The sequence below is a fragment of the Bradyrhizobium sp. MI1.11 genome, assembly GCF_055811255.1.
The window spans coordinates 37,191-54,774 of record NZ_JBVVPM010000051.1; the positions used below are offsets into that span (position 1 = coordinate 37,191).

The following is a 17,584-nucleotide window of genomic DNA, read 5'->3' on the forward strand; positions in this document are numbered from 1 at the left end:
CTCGTATCCGCCCGTCGTCTGCTCCGCGCTGATCGGCAACCAGTTGCCGAACTGACCCGCCACAAAGTTCACCCCGGAGGTCTTGAGCGAGGGACCCGACGAAGTACCGTTCGCATATAGGTAATAGTTGCTGCCGAGCAGCGTCAGGGTGGTCGCACCGAGCGACTCGATGACGACAGGAACGACCGCAACGCCGATCAGATCGGACGTGCTTATCGCGATATTGCCCGTGAGATCGATCGCAAAGTCGGCGAGGCGATCGCCATTGGTGTCGCCCTGCAGCGTGGTGACGCCAAGCGAACTGTTGTAGCTGTAGTTGAGTTCACCGGCAGATCCGTCGAAAGCGGAAAGGCCGATGAAATGGAAAAGATCGTAACCGGCCGTACTGCTGATCGCGTCGATTCCGTGGAGGTCGATCTTGTCTGTGCCCGACGTGAAGTCGGTGATGCGGTCATGTTGTCCGCTAGCAGCCGGGCTGTCGCTGAGCGCAAATACAAAGGTATCGGCGCCGCCTCCGCCGGTCAGCGTATCGGTGCCACGTCCGCCCTTCAGCACGTTGGCGATTGCATTACCGATGAGCGTATCGTTGCCCGAGCCGCCGTTCGCGTTGTCGATATAGGACCGCGCGTCGCCGTTGTACAAATACGCGTTGAAGATGTTGCCCTGCGCATAGTGGCCGTTGCCGAGATAGGCGAGCTGAGTCGTCGAGGTGATCGACGATGCGCCCGGGTTAAGGTTGATCGTGACCGCCGTTGCGTAGTTCGACAGGTCATAGGTATCGATGCCGTTGCCATCCCAGATCGTCTCGAAGATGCGGTCGGCCGATCCGCCAATGCCATTGCCCGGCGCGAGTTGGGCCGCGCCGTTGATAAATTCCTGACCGGTCGTCGGACTCCAGGAGTAGACCGTGTTTTCGCTGTGGGTCGAGAAGTTCGCGCCGTACATCGTCTGCAGTGCGAGAATATCGTTGGCCATATAGGTCTGCGAATACCCATAGGCTTCGTTGGTGTAGCCGCTCGTGGTGGAAGCACCGACATAGCTGCGATAGCTCATGACGGTGTATTCGCTGTCGTCATGCGCGCTCGGCACCGCGACATTGGCGGGGCCGCCTGCCTCCTGACTGTGCTTCAAGCCAAGGGCGTGTCCGAGCTCGTGCAACGCAGTCGTGAAATAGTAATTGCCAAGTGCAGCCTGCGAATAGTTGTAGGCAGTTCCGAACCAGACATCGCCGCCGGCCGCGTAATTGCCGGGGTAATAGGCGTAGGATGTCGGATTGGCGGCCGGCGACTGCGCGACCATGATGTCGGCGCCGTTCGTCCCGGCGTACTGGATGTTGGCGTTGGTGTAGCCGAGGATCAGTCCGATCGCGTAATTGATCGCCGTCTGCATCTGACTCGGCGCCGAGGCAAAACCCGACGTCGTTGGCTCACTGCTGCCGCCGCTGTAGGGACTGGCGTAGTCGCTTGCAGCGTCCGGAAAGCTGTAGGTGATCGTGCCGGACCATTTGTAGCCCGACAACAAGCCGTCGATATCTGAGTTGTTGGTCGCACTTACGTTGACGGCGGTGGCCAAGGGAACCTCCGAAGCAGCAAACCCCATGTTCGATTCGGGGCGCGACAGGTGATTCTAGCTGGAGGAGTAAACGTTTGGTTTAATTTTGGCGAGCCGGTCCGGACTCCTTCCATAAGGCCGTGTTAGCCATCAAATCCCGTATTCATACGGGCCAGGACAAGGATGCTGGTTCCGGCTAACTGCCGTGTTGCGAGTGAAATCATGAAACGATGTTCCCTCTCGGCCGGTCTGTTCGGCGCCCTGATGACGCTGGCCGGGCCGGGCCATCTGCCTTTCGGAGGACTGCCTGTCGTGGTCGGAAAAGCCAATGCAAATGAGAGTGGCAAGGAAGGCGGCACAGCGGGGCGTGCCCCCTCCGTTCCATTGGCCCGCGACCCCTCCGCTGCGGTCGCGGAGGAGTACGAATCGGCCCGTCGCTTGGGAACGCGGGAGGCGTTCGAGCTGTTCATTGCGCGCCACCGTGATGACCCGCTGGCCGAGCGGGCGCGCGCCGAGCTGAAACAGCTGGCGCGCTGATCCTTCGCCGGCACCCCTCAGGCATTGCATTCGACAGGCGGCATCCGCGCGGCCCTGACCTGCCGCGTGATGTCTTGCTGCATGGTCTTTCGGCACTATGGTAGGCCCGCAATCAGTCCCGGAGCCCATCAAGATGCCCTTTCCGCATGCCTCGGAAGCCCTGTCACGCTTCACCGTGCTCGATCTGACCCGCGTCCGGTCCGGGCCCACCTGCGTGCGGCAGCTCGCGGACTGGGGCGCCAACGTGATCAAGATCGACGCGCTCACCGAGGATGCCGGCGGCGAGCAGCCGGGCGGACCGCGGCGGGGCTCCGACTTCCAGAACTTGCATCGCAACAAGCGGGCGATGACGCTGAACCTCAAGGACGAGCGCGGGCTCGCCGTGTTCAAGGGCCTCGCCGCCAAGGCCGACGTTGTCGTGGAGAATTTCCGCCCGGACGTGAAGAAGAAGCTCGGAATCGATTATGAGGGCCTCGCCAGGATCAATCCGCGCATCGTCTACGGCAGTATCTCCGGCTTCGGCCAGGACGGGCCCTACCACAAGCGTCCGGGCTTCGATCAGATCGCGCAAGGCATGGGCGGGTTGATGTCGATCACCGGCGCGCCGGGCGAAGGGCCGATGCGGGTCGGCATTCCGGTCGCCGACCTCACCGCCGGTCTATTCTGCGCCATGGGCATCCTCACCGCACTGCTGGAGCGCGAGGTCTCGGGCAAGGGCCAGTGGGTGCAGACCTCGCTGCTGCAGGCCCAGATCTTCATGCTCGACTTCCAGGCCGCACGCTGGCTGATGGAGAAGGAAGTGGCAAAGCAGGCCGGCAACAACCACCCGACCAGCATTCCGACCGGCGTGTTCAAGACCTTGGACGGCTACATCAACATCGCCACTACGGGCGGCCGGATCTGGGAGCGCTGCGCGCAGGCGATCGGCGCGCCGGAACTCTACAGCCATCCCGACTATCTGACCGCGCCGGCCCGCTCCAAGAATCGCGACGCGCTCAATGCCGAGATCGAGAAGCGTACCTTGACGAAGTCCACCGAGACCTGGGTCCGTGAACTCAACGAGGCCGGCGTGCCCTGCGGGCCGATCTACGCCATCGACCAGATGTTCGAAGACGAGCAGGTCAAGCATCTCGGCATCGCGCAGGAGGTGCCGAATGACGAGGGTCGCGACATCCGTCTGGTCGGCCAGCCCGTGACGCTGTCGCGCACGCCGAGCAGGATGGTGGCGCGGCCGCCGGAATTCGGCGAGCAGACCGACGAGGTTCTCACCGAGTTCGGTTTTTCTCGAGAAGAAATCGTCGCTCTCAAGGCCGCGAGGGTTGTGTGAGCTTCATGCAAGGCCGAGAGGGATGGCAGACTGAATGGGTCGGTCCGGCGACCTGCGGGCTATCGTGGAGCTTTTTCGCCCGAAGCCCCTAGATCAGCTGAAGAAGGGCGCACCACCGGCTCTCGGGCGGGCGGTGGCTCATTGAGGTCGCGAGCCCATGGGGCGCTGGTCCGAACTGCCCTGTCTGAGGAAGTCTGCTGGGAGCTCACGCATGACGAAACAAAAAGGCTGACCAAGACCGCCAAAGCATGAGCCGCGAATTTCTTCTCGTTCTTAGTCATGGGAAACTACCCGTGCGTTCGTGGAGACTCCTCCTGCGATGTTTTTATCCTATATAAGCTGCGCGCCGAGCGAAAGCGTTGGGTGGGGCGACCTAAGCCGGTCCGCTTTCAAAGCTACGGTGAGGAATTGGCACGTCGACTTCTCATTTTCCTATGGCCATGTGGCCTGTCTGACGTGCCGCTCTGTTTACGCTCGTTCAATTCGGCCCGCCGTGGCTCGCAAGCCGGAGAATTCCACTCTATCGCTTGCGGCGAAGTATTTGCGCAATGGAGAACACAATAGTGTGCCTACTTATCTTTGTCTGAAGCTCCCGCCGTACCGGAGCACTGGTTTCGTCCGACCGCGGTATTGGCACATTAAATCTGGCGGAAATCATTGCCGAAAGCCTAGAGGGAACAACTGACTACGATTTCTGTTCTCGGCTCGAAGCAGTCAGATTAGAGGGTGTAGGCCGATCTCACACTGGCGAATGATCTTGCAGCGCGGGAACTCTCGCGTTCAGAATTGAAAATTAAGGCCATCTGCTGACTGAAGATTTACTCAATTGGAGCGACGCGGGCGTGGCGTCCGCGTCAATCCGACACGGGCGAGCAAACCGTCGATCACAGGCCAAAACAGGAGCACGATCGCCAACGTCGTGATCGAGCCGACCAGTCCGTTCGACCAGAACACCTTGAGATCGCCGCCGGCGCCGATCATCGACAGACGGAAGGCATCCTCGGCGCGGTTGCCGAGCACGAGCGCCAGCGTGAACGGCGCGAGCGGAATGCCGATCTTCTTGAAGACGTAGCCAACGACGCCGAAGCCGAGCATCAGCCAGATGTCGAACATCGCGTTCTGGATCGCATAGGCGCCGATCGCGCATGACACCACGATCATCGGCGCCACCGCGGCGAACGGCACGCGCAGGATCGAGGCGAAGATCGGCACCGTCGTCAGCACCAGCACGAGGCCGACGACATTGCCGAGATACATCGAGGCGATCAGGCCCCAGACGAAGTCTTTGTGCTCGACGAACAGCAACGGTCCCGGATTGAGCCCCCACACCATCAACCCGCCGAGCAGGATCGCGGCGGTTCCGGAGCCGGGAATGCCGAGCGCCAGCATCGGCAGCAGCGCCGCGGTGCCGGAGGCATGCGCCGCCGTCTCCGGCGCGAACACGCCCTCGATCCGGCCCTTGCCGAAGCTCTCCGGGTCCTTGGAGAAACGCTTGGCCAGATTGTAGCCCATGAAAGAGGCTGCGATCGCGCCGCCCGGGGTAATGCCAAGCCAGCAGCCGATGAAGGAGGAGCGCAGCAGCGTCACCCAGTATTTCGGCAGGTCCTTCCAAACGCTCAGCACGACGCGCAGCGAAATGCTCGCCGCGTGTCCGCGCAGCGCGAGGCGCTCCTCCATCGTCAGCAGGATCTCGCTGATGCCGAACAGGCCGATGACGGCGACGAGGAAGTTGATGCCGCGTAAAAGTTCGGACGAGCCGAAGGTCATGCGCAGATTGCCCGACACCGTGTCCATGCCGATGCCGGCGAGCAACAGCCCCAGCGACATCGAGATGACAGTCTTGTGCTTGGCCTCGCGCCCGAGACCGACGAAGGAGCAGAAGGTCAGCAAATATACCGCGAAGAACTCGGGCGGGCCGAACTTCAGCGCAAAGGACGAGATCATCGGGGCGAGGAAGGTGATCAGGAGCACCGCGACCAGCGAGCCGATGAAGGAGGACGTGAACGCCGCCGTCAGCGCCTCCGCCGCCCTGCCCTGCTGCGCCATCGGATAGCCGTCGAAAGTGGTCGCGACCGACCAGGCCTCGCCCGGGATGTTGAACAGGATCGAGGTGATCGCGCCGCCGAACAGCGCGCCCCAGTAGATGCAGGACAGCATCACGATCGCCGAGGTCGGATCCATCGTGAAGGTGAGCGGCAGCAGGATCGCAACGCCGTTGGGGCCGCCAAGGCCCGGCAGCACGCCGACGAAGATGCCGAGCACCAGCCCGACCATCATCAGCACGAGCGTCTTCCACGTCAGCAGGACGGCGAAGCCATGAAGCAAGAGACCGAAAGCTTCCATCGCGGGCCCGCCTAGTAGCCGAAGGCCGCTTCGAGCGGCCCTTTCGGCATGATAACGTCGAAGGCGATGTCGAAGGTGACGAACATGATCGCCGTGAATACGACAGCGGTGAGCAGCGACTTCCACAGCGCGATCTTGCCGACGAGACGCATGAAGCTGGCGATCAGCAGGAAGCTCGCGACATAGAGGCCGAGAAACTGCGTCGTCAGGCAGAACAGCAGCGTCGGCAGGAACACCGCCATCACGCGGCGGGCTTGCGCGCGCGTGACGAAGGTTTCGGGTGCCGCGCGGTGCGCGACCAGCGCCACGATCAGGCCGTAGAGGCTGGCACCACCGAGAATGACGGAGAGGTAGAACGGGAAATAGCCGGGCTCCGGCCCGGTCGAATCCCAGGAGGCGCCGGTGCGCCAATTGTCGTAGCCGAGCGTGGCGGCCAGCGCGAGCAACAGGAGACAGACGAATATCTCGATCGTGCCGGAGGAGACGACGGAAGGCGAGTCGTCTTCGGGCGCGGTCGGATCGTCGACGACAATTTCAAGATCGGTTTGGGGCATGAGCCATCAGGTGCAAACTGCGTTCCCCCTCTCCCCGCTTGCGGAGAGAGGGTTGGGGTGAGGGGGAGTCTCAACGGGGACGGCGAGAGCTGGACTCGCGGAGAGAGCCCTCACCCAACCCTCCCAGCGCGAGCGAAGCTCGTCGCGCTCCCGCAAGCGGGGAGAGGGAGAAGCCAAAGCTACTTCGCGACGAACCCGGCTTCCGTCATCAGCGACTTGTTGACTGCATCGTCCTCCTCGAGGAATTGCACCATGTCCTTGCCGGTGAGGAAGATCGGCTTCAGCGCCTGTTTTTCCATGTAGTCCTTGTATTCCGCGGTCTGTGTCACCTTGTGGAACAGCTCGACATAGAACGCCTGCTGCTCAGCGGTGACCTTGCCGGGCAGGAACATCGCACGCAGCATCAGATACTGCACATCGACGCCCTCCTCCTTGCAGGTCGGGATGTCGGCCCAGGACTGCGTCTCCGTCACTTTGCTGGTGTAGGAGATTCGCTCCTTGTCGAACACGCAGAGCGGACGCACCTGGCCCGCGCGCCAGACTTCGAGATTTTCGGATGGATTGTTGACGTTGGATTCGGTGTGGTTGCCGACGAGTTGGGTCGCGGCCTCGCCGCCGGACTTGTAGGGCAAATAGGAGAATCTCGCGCCGGTCTTCTGCTCGAGGAACACGGTCAGCACGTGATCCTCGCGCTTCGAGCCGGTGCCGCCCATCTTGAATGGCGCGCTCGCCGCCTTCGCCGCGGCGACGAACTCCTTCACCGTCTTGGGACCCGCGCTGTTGTCCCACAGCACGAACTGGTCAAGCGCGATCACCGAAACCGGGGTCAGCTCACGCCAGTTGAACGGGATCTTTGCCGACAGCGGCAGCATGTAGATCAGCGAATAGGCGATCAGCACCTTGTTGGGGTCGCCCTCACTGGATTTCATGTACATCAGCGCTTCGGCGCCGGAAGCTCCGCCCTTGAGCGAGACCACGATCGGCTGCTTCATCAGATTGTTCTTCTGGATGGCGGCCTGCATCATCCGCGCCATCTGGTCGGAGGCGCCGCCCGCGCCTGCCGCCACCACGATCTCGACCGGTTTGGTCGGCTCCCACCCAGCCAAGGCCGGCGCGCTCAACGATAGCACTGCTGCGACGCCAACAGCTTTCATTAGGATTCGCACGAGTTTCGTCCCCTGGATTGTTGGCTTTGTTTGCCAGGAATTTATCGATGCATTGTGCGGACTAATGCGGGCGAGTTCAAGCACACAGGCATCCGCTGTCACTGACTTTCGACTGATGAAGCCAAGCCCGAGATTCGCTACTTGCCCTTCCAGTTCAGCGTGCGCTAGTTGAGGAAGGCGTCCATTCCCACGCGGAAATCTTCGCTTATAGGGGCCTCGAGGATCAGGTCCTCGCCATCCTCGCGCGCGACCGCGGGCGGCGGATATGGCGCACCGCTTCACCGGCAGCTTCCCCCGCGTGAGCGCATGGCGAGCGACATGGATATGTTGCCTAATGGCCACGATGGCTGAAAATGCAAAGCGGAACAGGCCAGAACCCGGCGCGAATGGATAGCCGTTCATTGCAGGCTGTTGCGGCGCCATGAGATCATGTCGCAGGGTATAGGGGCATCAGTACGTGCCCGGGTTGCATGCTCGCGATAATTTCATTGCTGATTTGAGAAGATTAGATGGCCGAACCGATGGCAGGTGGGCGGATCGGATACGGGCTGCGATCCGTCGTGCGCCACTCCTTGGCGACCCTGCTGGCGACCACTGCGCTCGGCGTGGTCGCCGCGCGAGCCGTCGACGGCACCTGGGCCGGCGGCAGCAGCGACTGGACGAATGGCACGAACTGGTCATCCAACCCGGTCGTGCCGGACGGGACCGCAACGTTCACCAACACCGGAAGCACAGCGGTCGACAACAATAACGGTGTCGTTGTCATTGGCACGGTCCAGTTCACGAGCATCGCCCAGGCCTACTCCATCACGATTGGCAAGCCGTTCACCGTCAACGCGGCAGGCATTGTCAACAATTCCGGGACGACGCAGAATTTCGAAGTCACCTCCGGCAACAGTCTGGTGTTCCAGAACAGCAGTACCGCGCGCGGCGGCGTCGGGGCTGGAGCCGTCATCATCACGAACGACGCCGGCGGCCAGATCGATTTCTTCACCAGCGCTTCGGCCGGCAGCACCACGATCAACAACCTCACTTCGGCGACGCTGAACTTCCACAACACCACGACCGCCGCCACTTCGACCATCACCAACGACGGAACGGTGAACTTCGACGGCTCCAGCACGGGCGGCAGCGCGCGTTTCGTTAACAATGCCGGTGGCACGGTCGATATTTCCGGCCTGACCAGCGGCGGGATGACCGCGGGCTCGATCGAAGGCGCCGGCAATTACGTGCTTGGCGCCAAGACCCTCACCACAGGCAGCCTCAACACCTCGACCCAGGTCGACGGCGTGATCTCCGGCATCGGCGGCGGACTGACCAAGGTCGGCACCGGCACGATGACGCTGACCGGCCTCAACAGCTACACCGGCGCGACGACGATCTCGGCGGGGACGCTTGCGATCTCCGGCTTCGGCAGCATCGCGAGCTCCAGCATCGTCACGGTGAACGCGACGTTCGATATCTCGGCAGTGACCCCGTCATCCGCCGCGATCACGACACTCGCCGGCAGCTCGAGCGGCGTCGTCAACATGGGCGGCAACGGGCTGTTCATCACCAACGGCTCGACCGAGTTCGCGGGCGTGATCCAGGGCACCACCGGTGGATTTGACGTCGCTGGCGGAACGCAGACCCTCTCCGGTGTGAACACTTACGCCAATGCCACACAGATCGATGCCGGCGCGACGTTGGCGCTGAAAGGCGGCGGATCGATCGCGAACTCGGCGAGCGTCACGTTCACGCCAGGCGCAGGCGGCACGTTCGACATCTCGCAAACAACCTCCGGCACGTCGGTGAACGCTCTGTTCTCCTTGACCGCTGGCGGCAGCGTCGCACTTGGATCGAAGACACTGACAATCACCAGTGGCAGCTTCTTCGGCGGCGTCATTCAGGATGGCGGCATTGCGGGCGGCACCGGTGGCAACGTCGTGATCGCCAACGGCGCCACCCAGCAGCTCTACGGCACCAACACCTATACCGGCACCACGACCATCGCGAGCGGCGGCGAGCTCGATCTCATCAATTTCGGCGGCAGCGATGGCAGCATCGCGAGCTCGAGCAATGTCATCGCCAACGGCATCTTCGACATCTCGGCCCTGAGCACGGGAACCTCGATCAAGTCGCTGGCGGGCTCCGGTAACGTCAACATCGGGGCCAACACACTGACGATCACCAACGGCATTGGCAATTTTGCGGGCGTCATCGACGACGGCGGCGCGGGTGGCGGCCTCACGCTGACCGGTGGCACGCAGGCACTGTCCGGCGCCAACACCTATACCGGCGCCACCACGATCAACGGCGGCAAACTCGTCGTGGACGGCTCGATCCTGAGCCCGATCACCGTCAATGCCGGCGGCACACTCGCCGGCGGCGGTACGCTGCCTGGCCAGGGCGTCGTCGGCAACGTCGCGATCAATGGCGGCACGCTCGCGCCCGGCAGCAGCACGAACTCGTTCGCACCGCTAACGATCAACGGCCCCCTCAGCTTCACGGCGGCCTCGACCTATCTCGTGCAGATCTCCTCCGGCAATGCCAGCCTCGCCAATGTCAACGGCGCGGCCACGCTCGGCAACGCGACGGTGAGCGCGATGTTCGCCTCGGGCACGATCAAGAAGCAGTACACGATCCTGTCCGCGACCGGCGGTTTTGGCGGCACCTCCTTCAACGCAGCCGTCCTCTCCAACATGCCGACGATCAACGCGTCGCTGAGCTACGGCACCAACAATGTGTTCCTCAACATCGGCGTCAACTTCGCGCCGAGCGGGGGCGGCCTCACCGTCAACCAGCAAAACGTTGCGAACACGCTGACCAACTTCTTCAACTCGACCGGCGGCATTCCGGCAGCCTTCGCTGCGCTGACGCCGGCCGGACTGACCACGGCCTCGGGCGAACTCGGCACCGGCATTATCCAGTCCGCGATCAATGCCGACGGGCAATTTCTCAATCTGATGCTCGACCCGACCGTCATCGGCCGCTCGGGCGGTTTCGCCAAGGCGGGCAGCGTGGCGCAATTCGCCGCGAGCGACGACGCGGCCGCCTATGCGTCCATGCGCCCGGCCAACGCGCGCGAGCGCGAGGCTTATGCGATGGCGACCAAGGCACCGCTGCTCGTCTCGCAGCCGGCCAGCCGCTGGAGCCTCTGGACTGCCGGCTATGGCGGCTCGGCACAAGTCGGCGGCAATGCGCCGGTCGGCTCGCAAGACCTGACCGCACGGGCCTGGGGCGGCGCGGCCGGTGCCGACTACAGGGTTTCGGTCGACACGCTGGTCGGCTTCGCGCTCGGCGGCGGTGGACTGAGCTACTCGCTCGCCAACGCGATGGGTTCGGGCTCGGCAGACCTGTTCCAGGCCGGCGTCTACGGCCGGCACAATTTCGGGCCGGCCTATATCTCCGCCGCGCTCGCTTATGGCTGGCACGACGTTACCACCAACCGCACCGTGGCGCCCGGCGGCTTCGACCAGCTGCAGGGCCGCTTCAAGGCCGACACCTTCTCGTCCCGCTTCGAGGGCGGCTACCGCTTCGCGACGCAGATGATCGGCCTCACCCCCTATGCGGCGGCACAGGTGACGAACTTCAACCTGCCCAACTACTCCGAAGTCAGCCTCAATGGCGGCGGGCTGTTCGCGTTGAACTATGCCTCGCAATCGCTGACTGACCCCCGCTCCGAGCTCGGCCTGCGCACCGACAAATCGTACGCGATGCAGAACGGCGTGCTAACGCTGCGCGGTCGCGCCGCCTGGGCGCACGATTACAATCCGGGCCGCGCCGTCACCGCGCTATTCCAGACCCTGCCGGGCACCAGCTTCGTCGTGAACGGCGCCCGGGTCGACTCCGACTCCGCGCTGGTCAGCGCCAGCGCCGAGATGAAATGGCTGAGCGGCTTCTCGATCGCCGGCACCTTCGACGGCGAGTTCTCCGGCAACGTCACCAGCTATGCCGGCAAGGGCGTGTTCAAATACGCTTGGTGAGCCGACGTCGTGAGTTGACGAGGCCCCCTACTTCCCGCCTGCCATTGGCCGGAGACGCCCAAGATCACCCTGACGCGGCCGGTTGCCACATCACTCAGCGACGTGGTCTGCGGCACCTGGACGTCCAGCTGGTCGACGAACAAGAACGGCATGCCGGCTTCGCATAAAGGGAGAAGCGGGCAATTGTGATTCCGACAGGCGGAACCACTTGAATTGAATAGTTGCACGGCGCAATCGGCAGAGGACGCGCGCTACTTGCCCTTCCAGTTCGGCGTGCGCTTGTTGAGGAAGGCGTCCATTCCCTCGCGGAAATCTTCGCTCATATAGGCCTTAAGGATCAGATCCTCGCCTTCTTCGCGCGAGAGCGTGCGGCGGATGCGGCGCACTGCCTCCTTGGTCGCCTCAAGCGTCAGCGGGGCGTGGCTCGCCACGAGCCTGGCGGTTTCGTCGGCGCGGCGCTGCAGCGTCTCGACATCAGAGACGATCTCGTTGAGGAGGCCGAGCGCCAGAGCTTCCGGCGCCTCGACGAGGCGCGCCTTGAAGATCAGATCCTTGGTGCGGGCGGGGCCGACCAGCGAGACGACGCGGCTGATGTTCGACATCGACAGGCAGTTGCCGAGCGTGCGGGCGATCGGAAAGCCGATGCGCGTCGCTTCAGTCCCGATGCGGAGGTCGCAGCAGGCCGCAATTCCGGCGCCGCCACCGGTGCATGCCCCCGCGATCGCCGCGATCACGGGCACGCGGCACTGCTCCAGCGTGCCGAGCACGCGGTCGATCCTCGCTTCATAGTCGAGTGCGTCCTGCGCGGTTTTGAACGCACGGAATTGAGAAATGTCGGTGCCGGAGGCAAACGCCTTGTCGCCAGTGCCGGTCAGGATCAGCGCCTTGATCGAGCGGTCGGTGTTGATCTCCTGGCAGATCTCCGCCATGCGCTCGTACATGGCGAAGGTCAGTGCGTTGCGCGCCTGCGGGCGGTTGAAGGTGATCCGCGCGATGCCGTCCGTGACGGAGTAGAGCAGGTCTTCGTTGGCGGTCGTCGGTGCGTTCATCGCGCGCTCTCTTTTCTCGAAGTTGGCTCAGGCAACCTGGGCCTTCAGGCCACCTGAGCTTTGGTCATCGGCACCGCGTCGCGTCCCTTCAGGACGTCCATGGCCGCCAACACGCCGCCGCTCCGGTGCGGGATCTTTGCAAGATCGAGGCCCATCTCGACGCCGGCGAGCGTCCCCATCAGCATCAGGTCGTTGAAATGGCCGATATGGCCGATGCGGAACACCTTGCCCTTAAGCTTGTTCAGGCCAGTGCCGAGCGACATGTCGAAGTTTTCCAGCACCACCTTGCGGAAGGCATCGGCGTCATGGCCATCAGGCACGCGCACGCCGGTCAGCGCCGGCGAATGCGCGGCAGGATCGGCGCACTGCGTCTCCAGGCCCCAGACCTTGATCGCGGCGCGCGTCGCCGCGCTGTGGCGCTTGTGGCGGGTCCAGACGTTCTCGAGCCCCTCCTCTTCCAGCATCTTGATCGCCTCGCGCAGGCCGTAGAGCAAATTGGTGGCCGGCGTATAGGGGAAGGTGCCGAGCTTGTTGAAGCCGATGACCTCCTGCCAATCCCAATAGGAGCGCATGCCGGGGTTGGCCTTGGCCACCGCGAGCGCCTTCTCCGAGACGGCGTTGAAGCCGAGGCCCGGCGGCAGCATCAGGCCCTTCTGTGAGCCGGCGACCGAGACGTCGATGCCCCAGGCATCGTGCTCGTACTCCATCGAGCCGAGGCCGGAGATGGTGTCGACCATCAACAGCGCCGGATGCTTGACCCGGTCGAGCAGCTTGCGCACCTCCAGCGGCGGCGTCACGCAGCCGGTCGAGGTCTCATTGTGGACGACGCAGACCGCCTTGATCGTGTGCTGCTTGTCGGCGGCAAGGCGCTTCTCGATCTCGGCGAGATCGGCACCATGGCGCCAGTCGCTCGGGATGAAGTCGACGTCGAGCTTGAACTTGTCGGCGATGCCGCGCCACAGCACAGCGAACTGGCCGGTCTCGCACATCAACACCTTGTCGCCGGGGGCGAGCACGTTGACCATCGCAGCTTCCCAAGCGCCGGTGCCGGACGAGGGGAAGATGATCACGGGCTGCTTGGTGCGGAACACCCGCTGCATGCCGGCGAGGACGGCGAAACCGAGCTCTGCGAACTCCGGACCGCGGTGATCCAGCGTCGGCATGTCCATGGCCCGCAGCACCCGGTCGGGCACGTTGGTCGGTCCTGGAATCTGGAGAAAATGCCTTCCAGTGTGCACGGTCATCGGCGTCCTTCCCGGTCTTTGAGTCTGTCTTTTGCGTCTGTCTTGGCTTTGAGCTCAACTTGACTTCGAGCCCTTTGGCCTCAAGGGGTGCGCAAGCCGCTCGAATATCACTATTCGCCGGGCTTGTCCCTCGCCCGGCGGGGTCCGTCAATGCACAAGAAGCAGGGCTCGCCTTGCCAAGGGCCGTGACCGAAGGCAAGACGGGGGCGGCGAACAGGCAAGAGCGGACCATGGCGGCGGAAGTGCCCGGGAAATCACAGGAATCGGCCAAAAAGGACGGCATCGCGGCCCGTCTGGCCCGGGAAGTGACCGGCGACGTCCTGTTCGACGCTTTCAGCCGGGGCCGCTACGCCACGGACGCGTCCTTCTATCAGATCGTGCCCACTGGCGTAGTGGTGCCGCGCATCATGGACGAGGCCTTGCGGGCGCTGGCGATCGCGCGCGACGAGGGATTGAAGGTGACCCCGCGCGGCGGCGGCACCTCGCAATGCGGCCAGACCGTCAATGACGGTCTCGTGGTCGATCTCTCGAAGCACCTGAACCGGATCCTGTCGCTCGACGTCGAAGGGCGCACCTGCGTTGTCGAGCCCGGCATCGTGCTCGACGACCTCAACCGCCAGCTGAAAAAGCATGGCCTCTGGTTTCCGGTCGACGTCTCCACGGCCTCGCGCGCCACCATCGGCGGCATGGCGGGCAACAATTCCTGCGGCGGGCGTAGCCTGCGCTACGGCACCATGCGCGACAACACGCTGTCGATGGAAGCCGCGCTTGCCGACGGCACGCTGAGCCAATACGGCGAGGTGTCGCGCGATCTCTCCGATCTCGATGCGAACGGCAGCGCCCGTGCCCTATTCCGCGACATGCTCGATCTCGGCGCCCGCGAGGCCGGGGAGATCGCCGCGCGCTTTCCAAAAGTGCAGCGCCGTGTCGGCGGCTACAATCTCGATGCGCTGGTGCCGCGCAACGCCCGCAACAACATGGCGCATCTGCTGGTGGGTTCCGAAGGCACGCTGGCGTTCACCACCAAGGTCGAGCTGAAGCTCTGGCCCGTGATCCGCAACAAGGCCCTCGGCGTCTGCCATTTCGGCAGCTTCTACGAGGCGATGGATGCGGCTCAGCATCTGGTCAAGCTGAAGCCGATCGCGGTCGAGCTGGTTGACCGCACCATGCTCGCGCTCGGCCGTGACATCGCGATGTTCCGGCCCATCATCTCCGCCGCGATCAAGGGTGATCCGGATGCGGTGCTGGTGGTCGAGTTCGCCGAGGAGGACCAGGCGGACAATTTCGTGCGCCTGAAGCAGCTCGGCGAGCTGATGGGCGATCTCGGCTTCAACTGGAATAACGACAAGCGCAAATGGGGCGGCGTGGTGGAAATCACAGAGCCCGCACTCCAGAGCGGGATCGCCGATTTCCGCGCCGCCGGCCTCAACGTCATGATGTCGATGAAGCAGGAAGGAAAGCCCGTCTCCTTCGTCGAGGACTGCGCCGTGCAGCTGCCGCATCTCGCCGACTACACCGCGCGGCTGGGCGAGGTGTTTGCCAAGCACGGCACCAGCGGCACCATGTATGCTCACGCCTCCGAAGGCTGCCTGCATGTGCGGCCCGTGCTGAATTTGAAGCTGGAGAAGGACGTCAAGGCGATGCGGGCCATCGCCGAGGAAGCCTTCGAACTGGTGCGCGAGTACAAGGGCTCGCATTCCGGCGAGCACGGAGATGGCCTGGTGCGCTCCGAATTCCACGCAACCATGTTCGGCGAGCGCCTCGTCGCCGACTTCCGCGAGGTGAAGCAACGCTTCGATCCCGATGGCGTGCTCAATCCCGGCAAGATCGTCGACGCTCCCAGGATGGACGACCGCTCGCTGTTTCGCTTCAAACCGGACTATCGCGTCGCTGAGCTCAAGACAAAACTCGACTGGTCCGCTTATCCCGGGGCCGGCGGCGGTTTCCAAGGCGCGGTCGAGATGTGCAACAACAACGGCGCCTGCCGCAAGCTCGAGGGCGGCGTGATGTGTCCGTCCTACCGGACGACGCGCAACGAGAAGGACGTGACGCGAGGCCGCGCCAACACGCTGCGCCTCGCAATCTCCGGCCAGCTTGGCGCGGGCGCACTCTCCTCCGACGAGATGATGGAGACGTTGAAGCTCTGCGTGTCCTGCAAGGCCTGCCGCCACGAATGTCCGACCGGCGTCGACATGGCCAAGATGAAGATCGAGGTGCTGGCCGCACGCGCGGCCTCGCACGGTCTGACCTTGCGCGACCGGCTCGTCGCCTATCTCCCGCGCTATGCGGGCCTCGCCTCACGCTTCGCGGCGCTGGTAAATTTGCGCAACCGCAGCCCGCTGCTGCGAAAGCTGTTCGAGCGCTTTGCCGGCATCAGCGCGCGGCGGGCGCTGCCCGCCTTCCGCAGCGACGTGTTCGCGCCGCCTGCCGAAGCGGTCGGGCCGGAGACTGGCCGCGAGGTCGTGCTGTTCGCCGATACCTTCAACCGCATCTATGAGCGCGAAAATCTCGACGCCGCGTTGCGCGTGCTCGCAGCCGGCGGCTATCGCGTGCATCTGCCGAAGCCCGCGAGCGGCAGCCGTCCGCTGTGCTGCGGCCGCACGTTCCTGTCAGCTGGCCTCGTCGACGAAGCCAGAGCCGAACTCGATCGTCTCGTCGCCGCATTCGCGCCCTTTGCCGGGCGCGGCGTCCCGATCGTCGGGCTTGAGCCAAGCTGCCTTTTGACCTTGCGCGACGAGCTCGCCTCGCTGCGCAAGGACGATGACGCCAAGGCGGTTGGCGCCCACGCGCTGACCTTCGAGGAATTCCTGGTGCGCGAGGCCGAGGCCGGCCGGCTGAAACTGCCGCTCGGCCCCCTTGCCGACAAAGCCCTGGTGCACGGCCATTGCCATCAAAAGTCCTTCGGCGCCTTCAAGCCGGTCGAGCAGGTGCTGCGCCTCATCCCTCGCCTTGAGGTCGAGACCATCGAGTCAAGCTGCTGCGGCATGGCCGGCGCCTTCGGTTATGGCGCGGACACCTACGATGCCTCGATGGAGATGGCCGAGCTGTCGCTATTGCCCGCCGTGCGGCGCGCGGATCAGGCGACGCTGATTGTTGCCGACGGCACCTCCTGCCGGCACCAGATCCACGACGGCGCCCAGCGCGAGGCGCTTCACGTCGCGCGCGTGCTCGCGATGAGCCTCGATCGTGCGAAGACCCAATCCACAACCCCTCCCATTGCAAAGGAAACCAATCGTGGCTGACCTCACCCTCGACACCGCCCGCAAGATCCTCGACGCCGCCTTCGCGAAATCCACCGAGTTGAAGCTGAAGCCGCTCGTCGTCACCATCCTCGACGCACGCGGGGTGCTCAAGATCGCCACGGCGCAGGACGGCACCAGCCTGATGCGCGCCGAGATCGCGCACGGCAAGGCCTATGGCGCGCTCGCATTGGGCATGGGCTCGCGCGCTCTCTTCCAGCGCGCGCAGGAGCAGGCCTATTTCATCGACGCCATGAACACCATGGCCAAGGGCGCGCTGGTGCCGGTCCCCGGCGGCGTGCTGATCATGGACGGCACGACGCTGCTCGGCGCCGTCGGCGTCTCCGGCGACACCTCGGACAATGACGAGGCGTGTGCCGTGGCGGGCATCCAGGCTGCGGGGTTGAAGGCCAACGCGGGATAGTGATCGTCCACGCACGCAGAGCTCCTGCGCTTCACAAGACGTTATGGAGTGCGTCGCGTAGGATCGCCTGTCGGGGGTTCGAGTCCCTAGAGGGCTACCCACGTTCCCCTGTCCAGACCGGAGACATAGGTAACAGGTCGTACCTAAGACATGGGTGACAACCTCGTGCCGAACGGGTTGTCGAG

At 63.9% G+C, this 17,584-nt stretch carries 11 protein-coding genes and 1 pseudogene; 5 read left to right on the forward strand and 7 right to left on the reverse strand.

Annotated features, from left to right (window positions below; all coding sequences use genetic code 11):
- Positions 1-1,572: M10 family metallopeptidase C-terminal domain-containing protein (locus AC0L30_RS33635; RefSeq protein ID WP_473406151.1), on the reverse strand; the 1,572-nt coding region annotated here is incomplete at its 3' end.
- Between the two features lie 201 nt (positions 1,573-1,773).
- Between AC0L30_RS33635 and AC0L30_RS33640 the strand changes: the two genes are divergently transcribed.
- Positions 1,774-2,088 (forward strand): hypothetical protein, encoded by a 315-nt coding sequence (locus AC0L30_RS33640; RefSeq protein WP_035994526.1) that lies wholly within the window; start codon positions 1,774-1,776, stop codon positions 2,086-2,088.
- Positions 2,089-2,221: 133 nt separating this feature from the next.
- Complete coding sequence (locus tag AC0L30_RS33645; protein ID WP_007601908.1) at positions 2,222-3,415, forward strand: CaiB/BaiF CoA transferase family protein; 1,194 nt, start codon at positions 2,222-2,224, stop codon at positions 3,413-3,415.
- A gap of 822 nt (positions 3,416-4,237) precedes the next feature.
- Here AC0L30_RS33645 and AC0L30_RS33650 read toward each other — a convergent pair.
- The 3 genes from AC0L30_RS33650 to AC0L30_RS33660 form a co-directional block, all read right to left on the reverse strand.
- A complete protein-coding gene (locus AC0L30_RS33650; RefSeq protein WP_007601907.1) occupies positions 4,238-5,758 on the reverse strand; it encodes a tripartite tricarboxylate transporter permease in 1,521 nt (506 codons plus the stop codon).
- Positions 5,759-5,769: 11 nt separating this feature from the next.
- Complete coding sequence (locus AC0L30_RS33655) at positions 5,770-6,312, reverse strand: tripartite tricarboxylate transporter TctB family protein (protein WP_007601906.1); 543 nt, start codon at positions 6,310-6,312, stop codon at positions 5,770-5,772.
- 179 nt (positions 6,313-6,491) lie between these two features.
- Positions 6,492-7,466, reverse strand: coding sequence for a Bug family tripartite tricarboxylate transporter substrate binding protein (locus tag AC0L30_RS33660; protein ID WP_007601905.1), 975 nt, complete (start codon positions 7,464-7,466; stop codon positions 6,492-6,494).
- 521 nt (positions 7,467-7,987) lie between these two features.
- On the opposite strand from AC0L30_RS33660, the gene AC0L30_RS33665 reads away from it, so the two are divergent.
- Positions 7,988-11,443, forward strand: a complete 3,456-nt coding sequence (locus tag AC0L30_RS33665) for an autotransporter domain-containing protein (protein ID WP_473406152.1) — start codon at positions 7,988-7,990, stop codon at positions 11,441-11,443.
- 32 nt (positions 11,444-11,475) lie between these two features.
- Here the strand turns inward: AC0L30_RS33665 and AC0L30_RS33670 are convergent.
- The 3 genes and pseudogenes from AC0L30_RS33670 to AC0L30_RS33680 all read right to left on the reverse strand — a co-directional run.
- Positions 11,476-11,604: pseudogene (locus AC0L30_RS33670) on the reverse strand (GspMb/PilO family protein); the annotation flags it as partial.
- A 90-nt stretch (positions 11,605-11,694) separates the two neighbouring features.
- Positions 11,695-12,492, reverse strand: a complete 798-nt coding sequence (locus AC0L30_RS33675; RefSeq protein WP_007601901.1) for an enoyl-CoA hydratase/isomerase family protein — start codon at positions 12,490-12,492, stop codon at positions 11,695-11,697.
- Positions 12,493-12,536: 44 nt separating this feature from the next.
- Positions 12,537-13,736 (reverse strand): pyridoxal-phosphate-dependent aminotransferase family protein, encoded by a 1,200-nt coding sequence (locus AC0L30_RS33680; RefSeq protein WP_007601899.1) that lies wholly within the window; start codon positions 13,734-13,736, stop codon positions 12,537-12,539.
- 230 nt (positions 13,737-13,966) lie between these two features.
- Here AC0L30_RS33680 and AC0L30_RS33685 point away from each other — a divergent pair, with 230 nt between their 5' ends.
- Both AC0L30_RS33685 and AC0L30_RS33690 read left to right on the forward strand, forming a co-directional pair.
- A complete protein-coding gene (locus tag AC0L30_RS33685) occupies positions 13,967-16,978 on the forward strand; it encodes an FAD-binding and (Fe-S)-binding domain-containing protein (RefSeq protein WP_051058554.1) in 3,012 nt (1,003 codons plus the stop codon).
- Positions 16,971-17,399 (forward strand): GlcG/HbpS family heme-binding protein, encoded by a 429-nt coding sequence (locus tag AC0L30_RS33690; RefSeq protein WP_473406153.1) that lies wholly within the window; start codon positions 16,971-16,973, stop codon positions 17,397-17,399. The genes AC0L30_RS33685 and AC0L30_RS33690 overlap by 8 nt, the downstream gene beginning before the upstream one ends.
- Positions 17,400-17,584 lie beyond the last annotated feature (185 nt).

Coding starts and splice junctions, on each gene's coding strand:
- AC0L30_RS33640 (WP_035994526.1), top strand. CDS start 1,774: ATGAAACGATGTTCCCTCTCGGCCGGTCTGTTCGGCGCCCTGATGACG.
- AC0L30_RS33645 (WP_007601908.1), top strand. CDS start 2,222: ATGCCCTTTCCGCATGCCTCGGAAGCCCTGTCACGCTTCACCGTGCTC.
- AC0L30_RS33650 (WP_007601907.1), bottom strand. CDS start 5,758: ATGGAAGCTTTCGGTCTCTTGCTTCATGGCTTCGCCGTCCTGCTGACG.
- AC0L30_RS33655 (WP_007601906.1), bottom strand. CDS start 6,312: ATGCCCCAAACCGATCTTGAAATTGTCGTCGACGATCCGACCGCGCCC.
- AC0L30_RS33660 (WP_007601905.1), bottom strand. CDS start 7,466: ATGAAAGCTGTTGGCGTCGCAGCAGTGCTATCGTTGAGCGCGCCGGCC.
- AC0L30_RS33665 (WP_473406152.1), top strand. CDS start 7,988: ATGGCCGAACCGATGGCAGGTGGGCGGATCGGATACGGGCTGCGATCC.
- AC0L30_RS33675 (WP_007601901.1), bottom strand. CDS start 12,492: ATGAACGCACCGACGACCGCCAACGAAGACCTGCTCTACTCCGTCACG.
- AC0L30_RS33680 (WP_007601899.1), bottom strand. CDS start 13,736: ATGACCGTGCACACTGGAAGGCATTTTCTCCAGATTCCAGGACCGACC.
- AC0L30_RS33685 (WP_051058554.1), top strand. CDS start 13,967: ATGGCGGCGGAAGTGCCCGGGAAATCACAGGAATCGGCCAAAAAGGAC.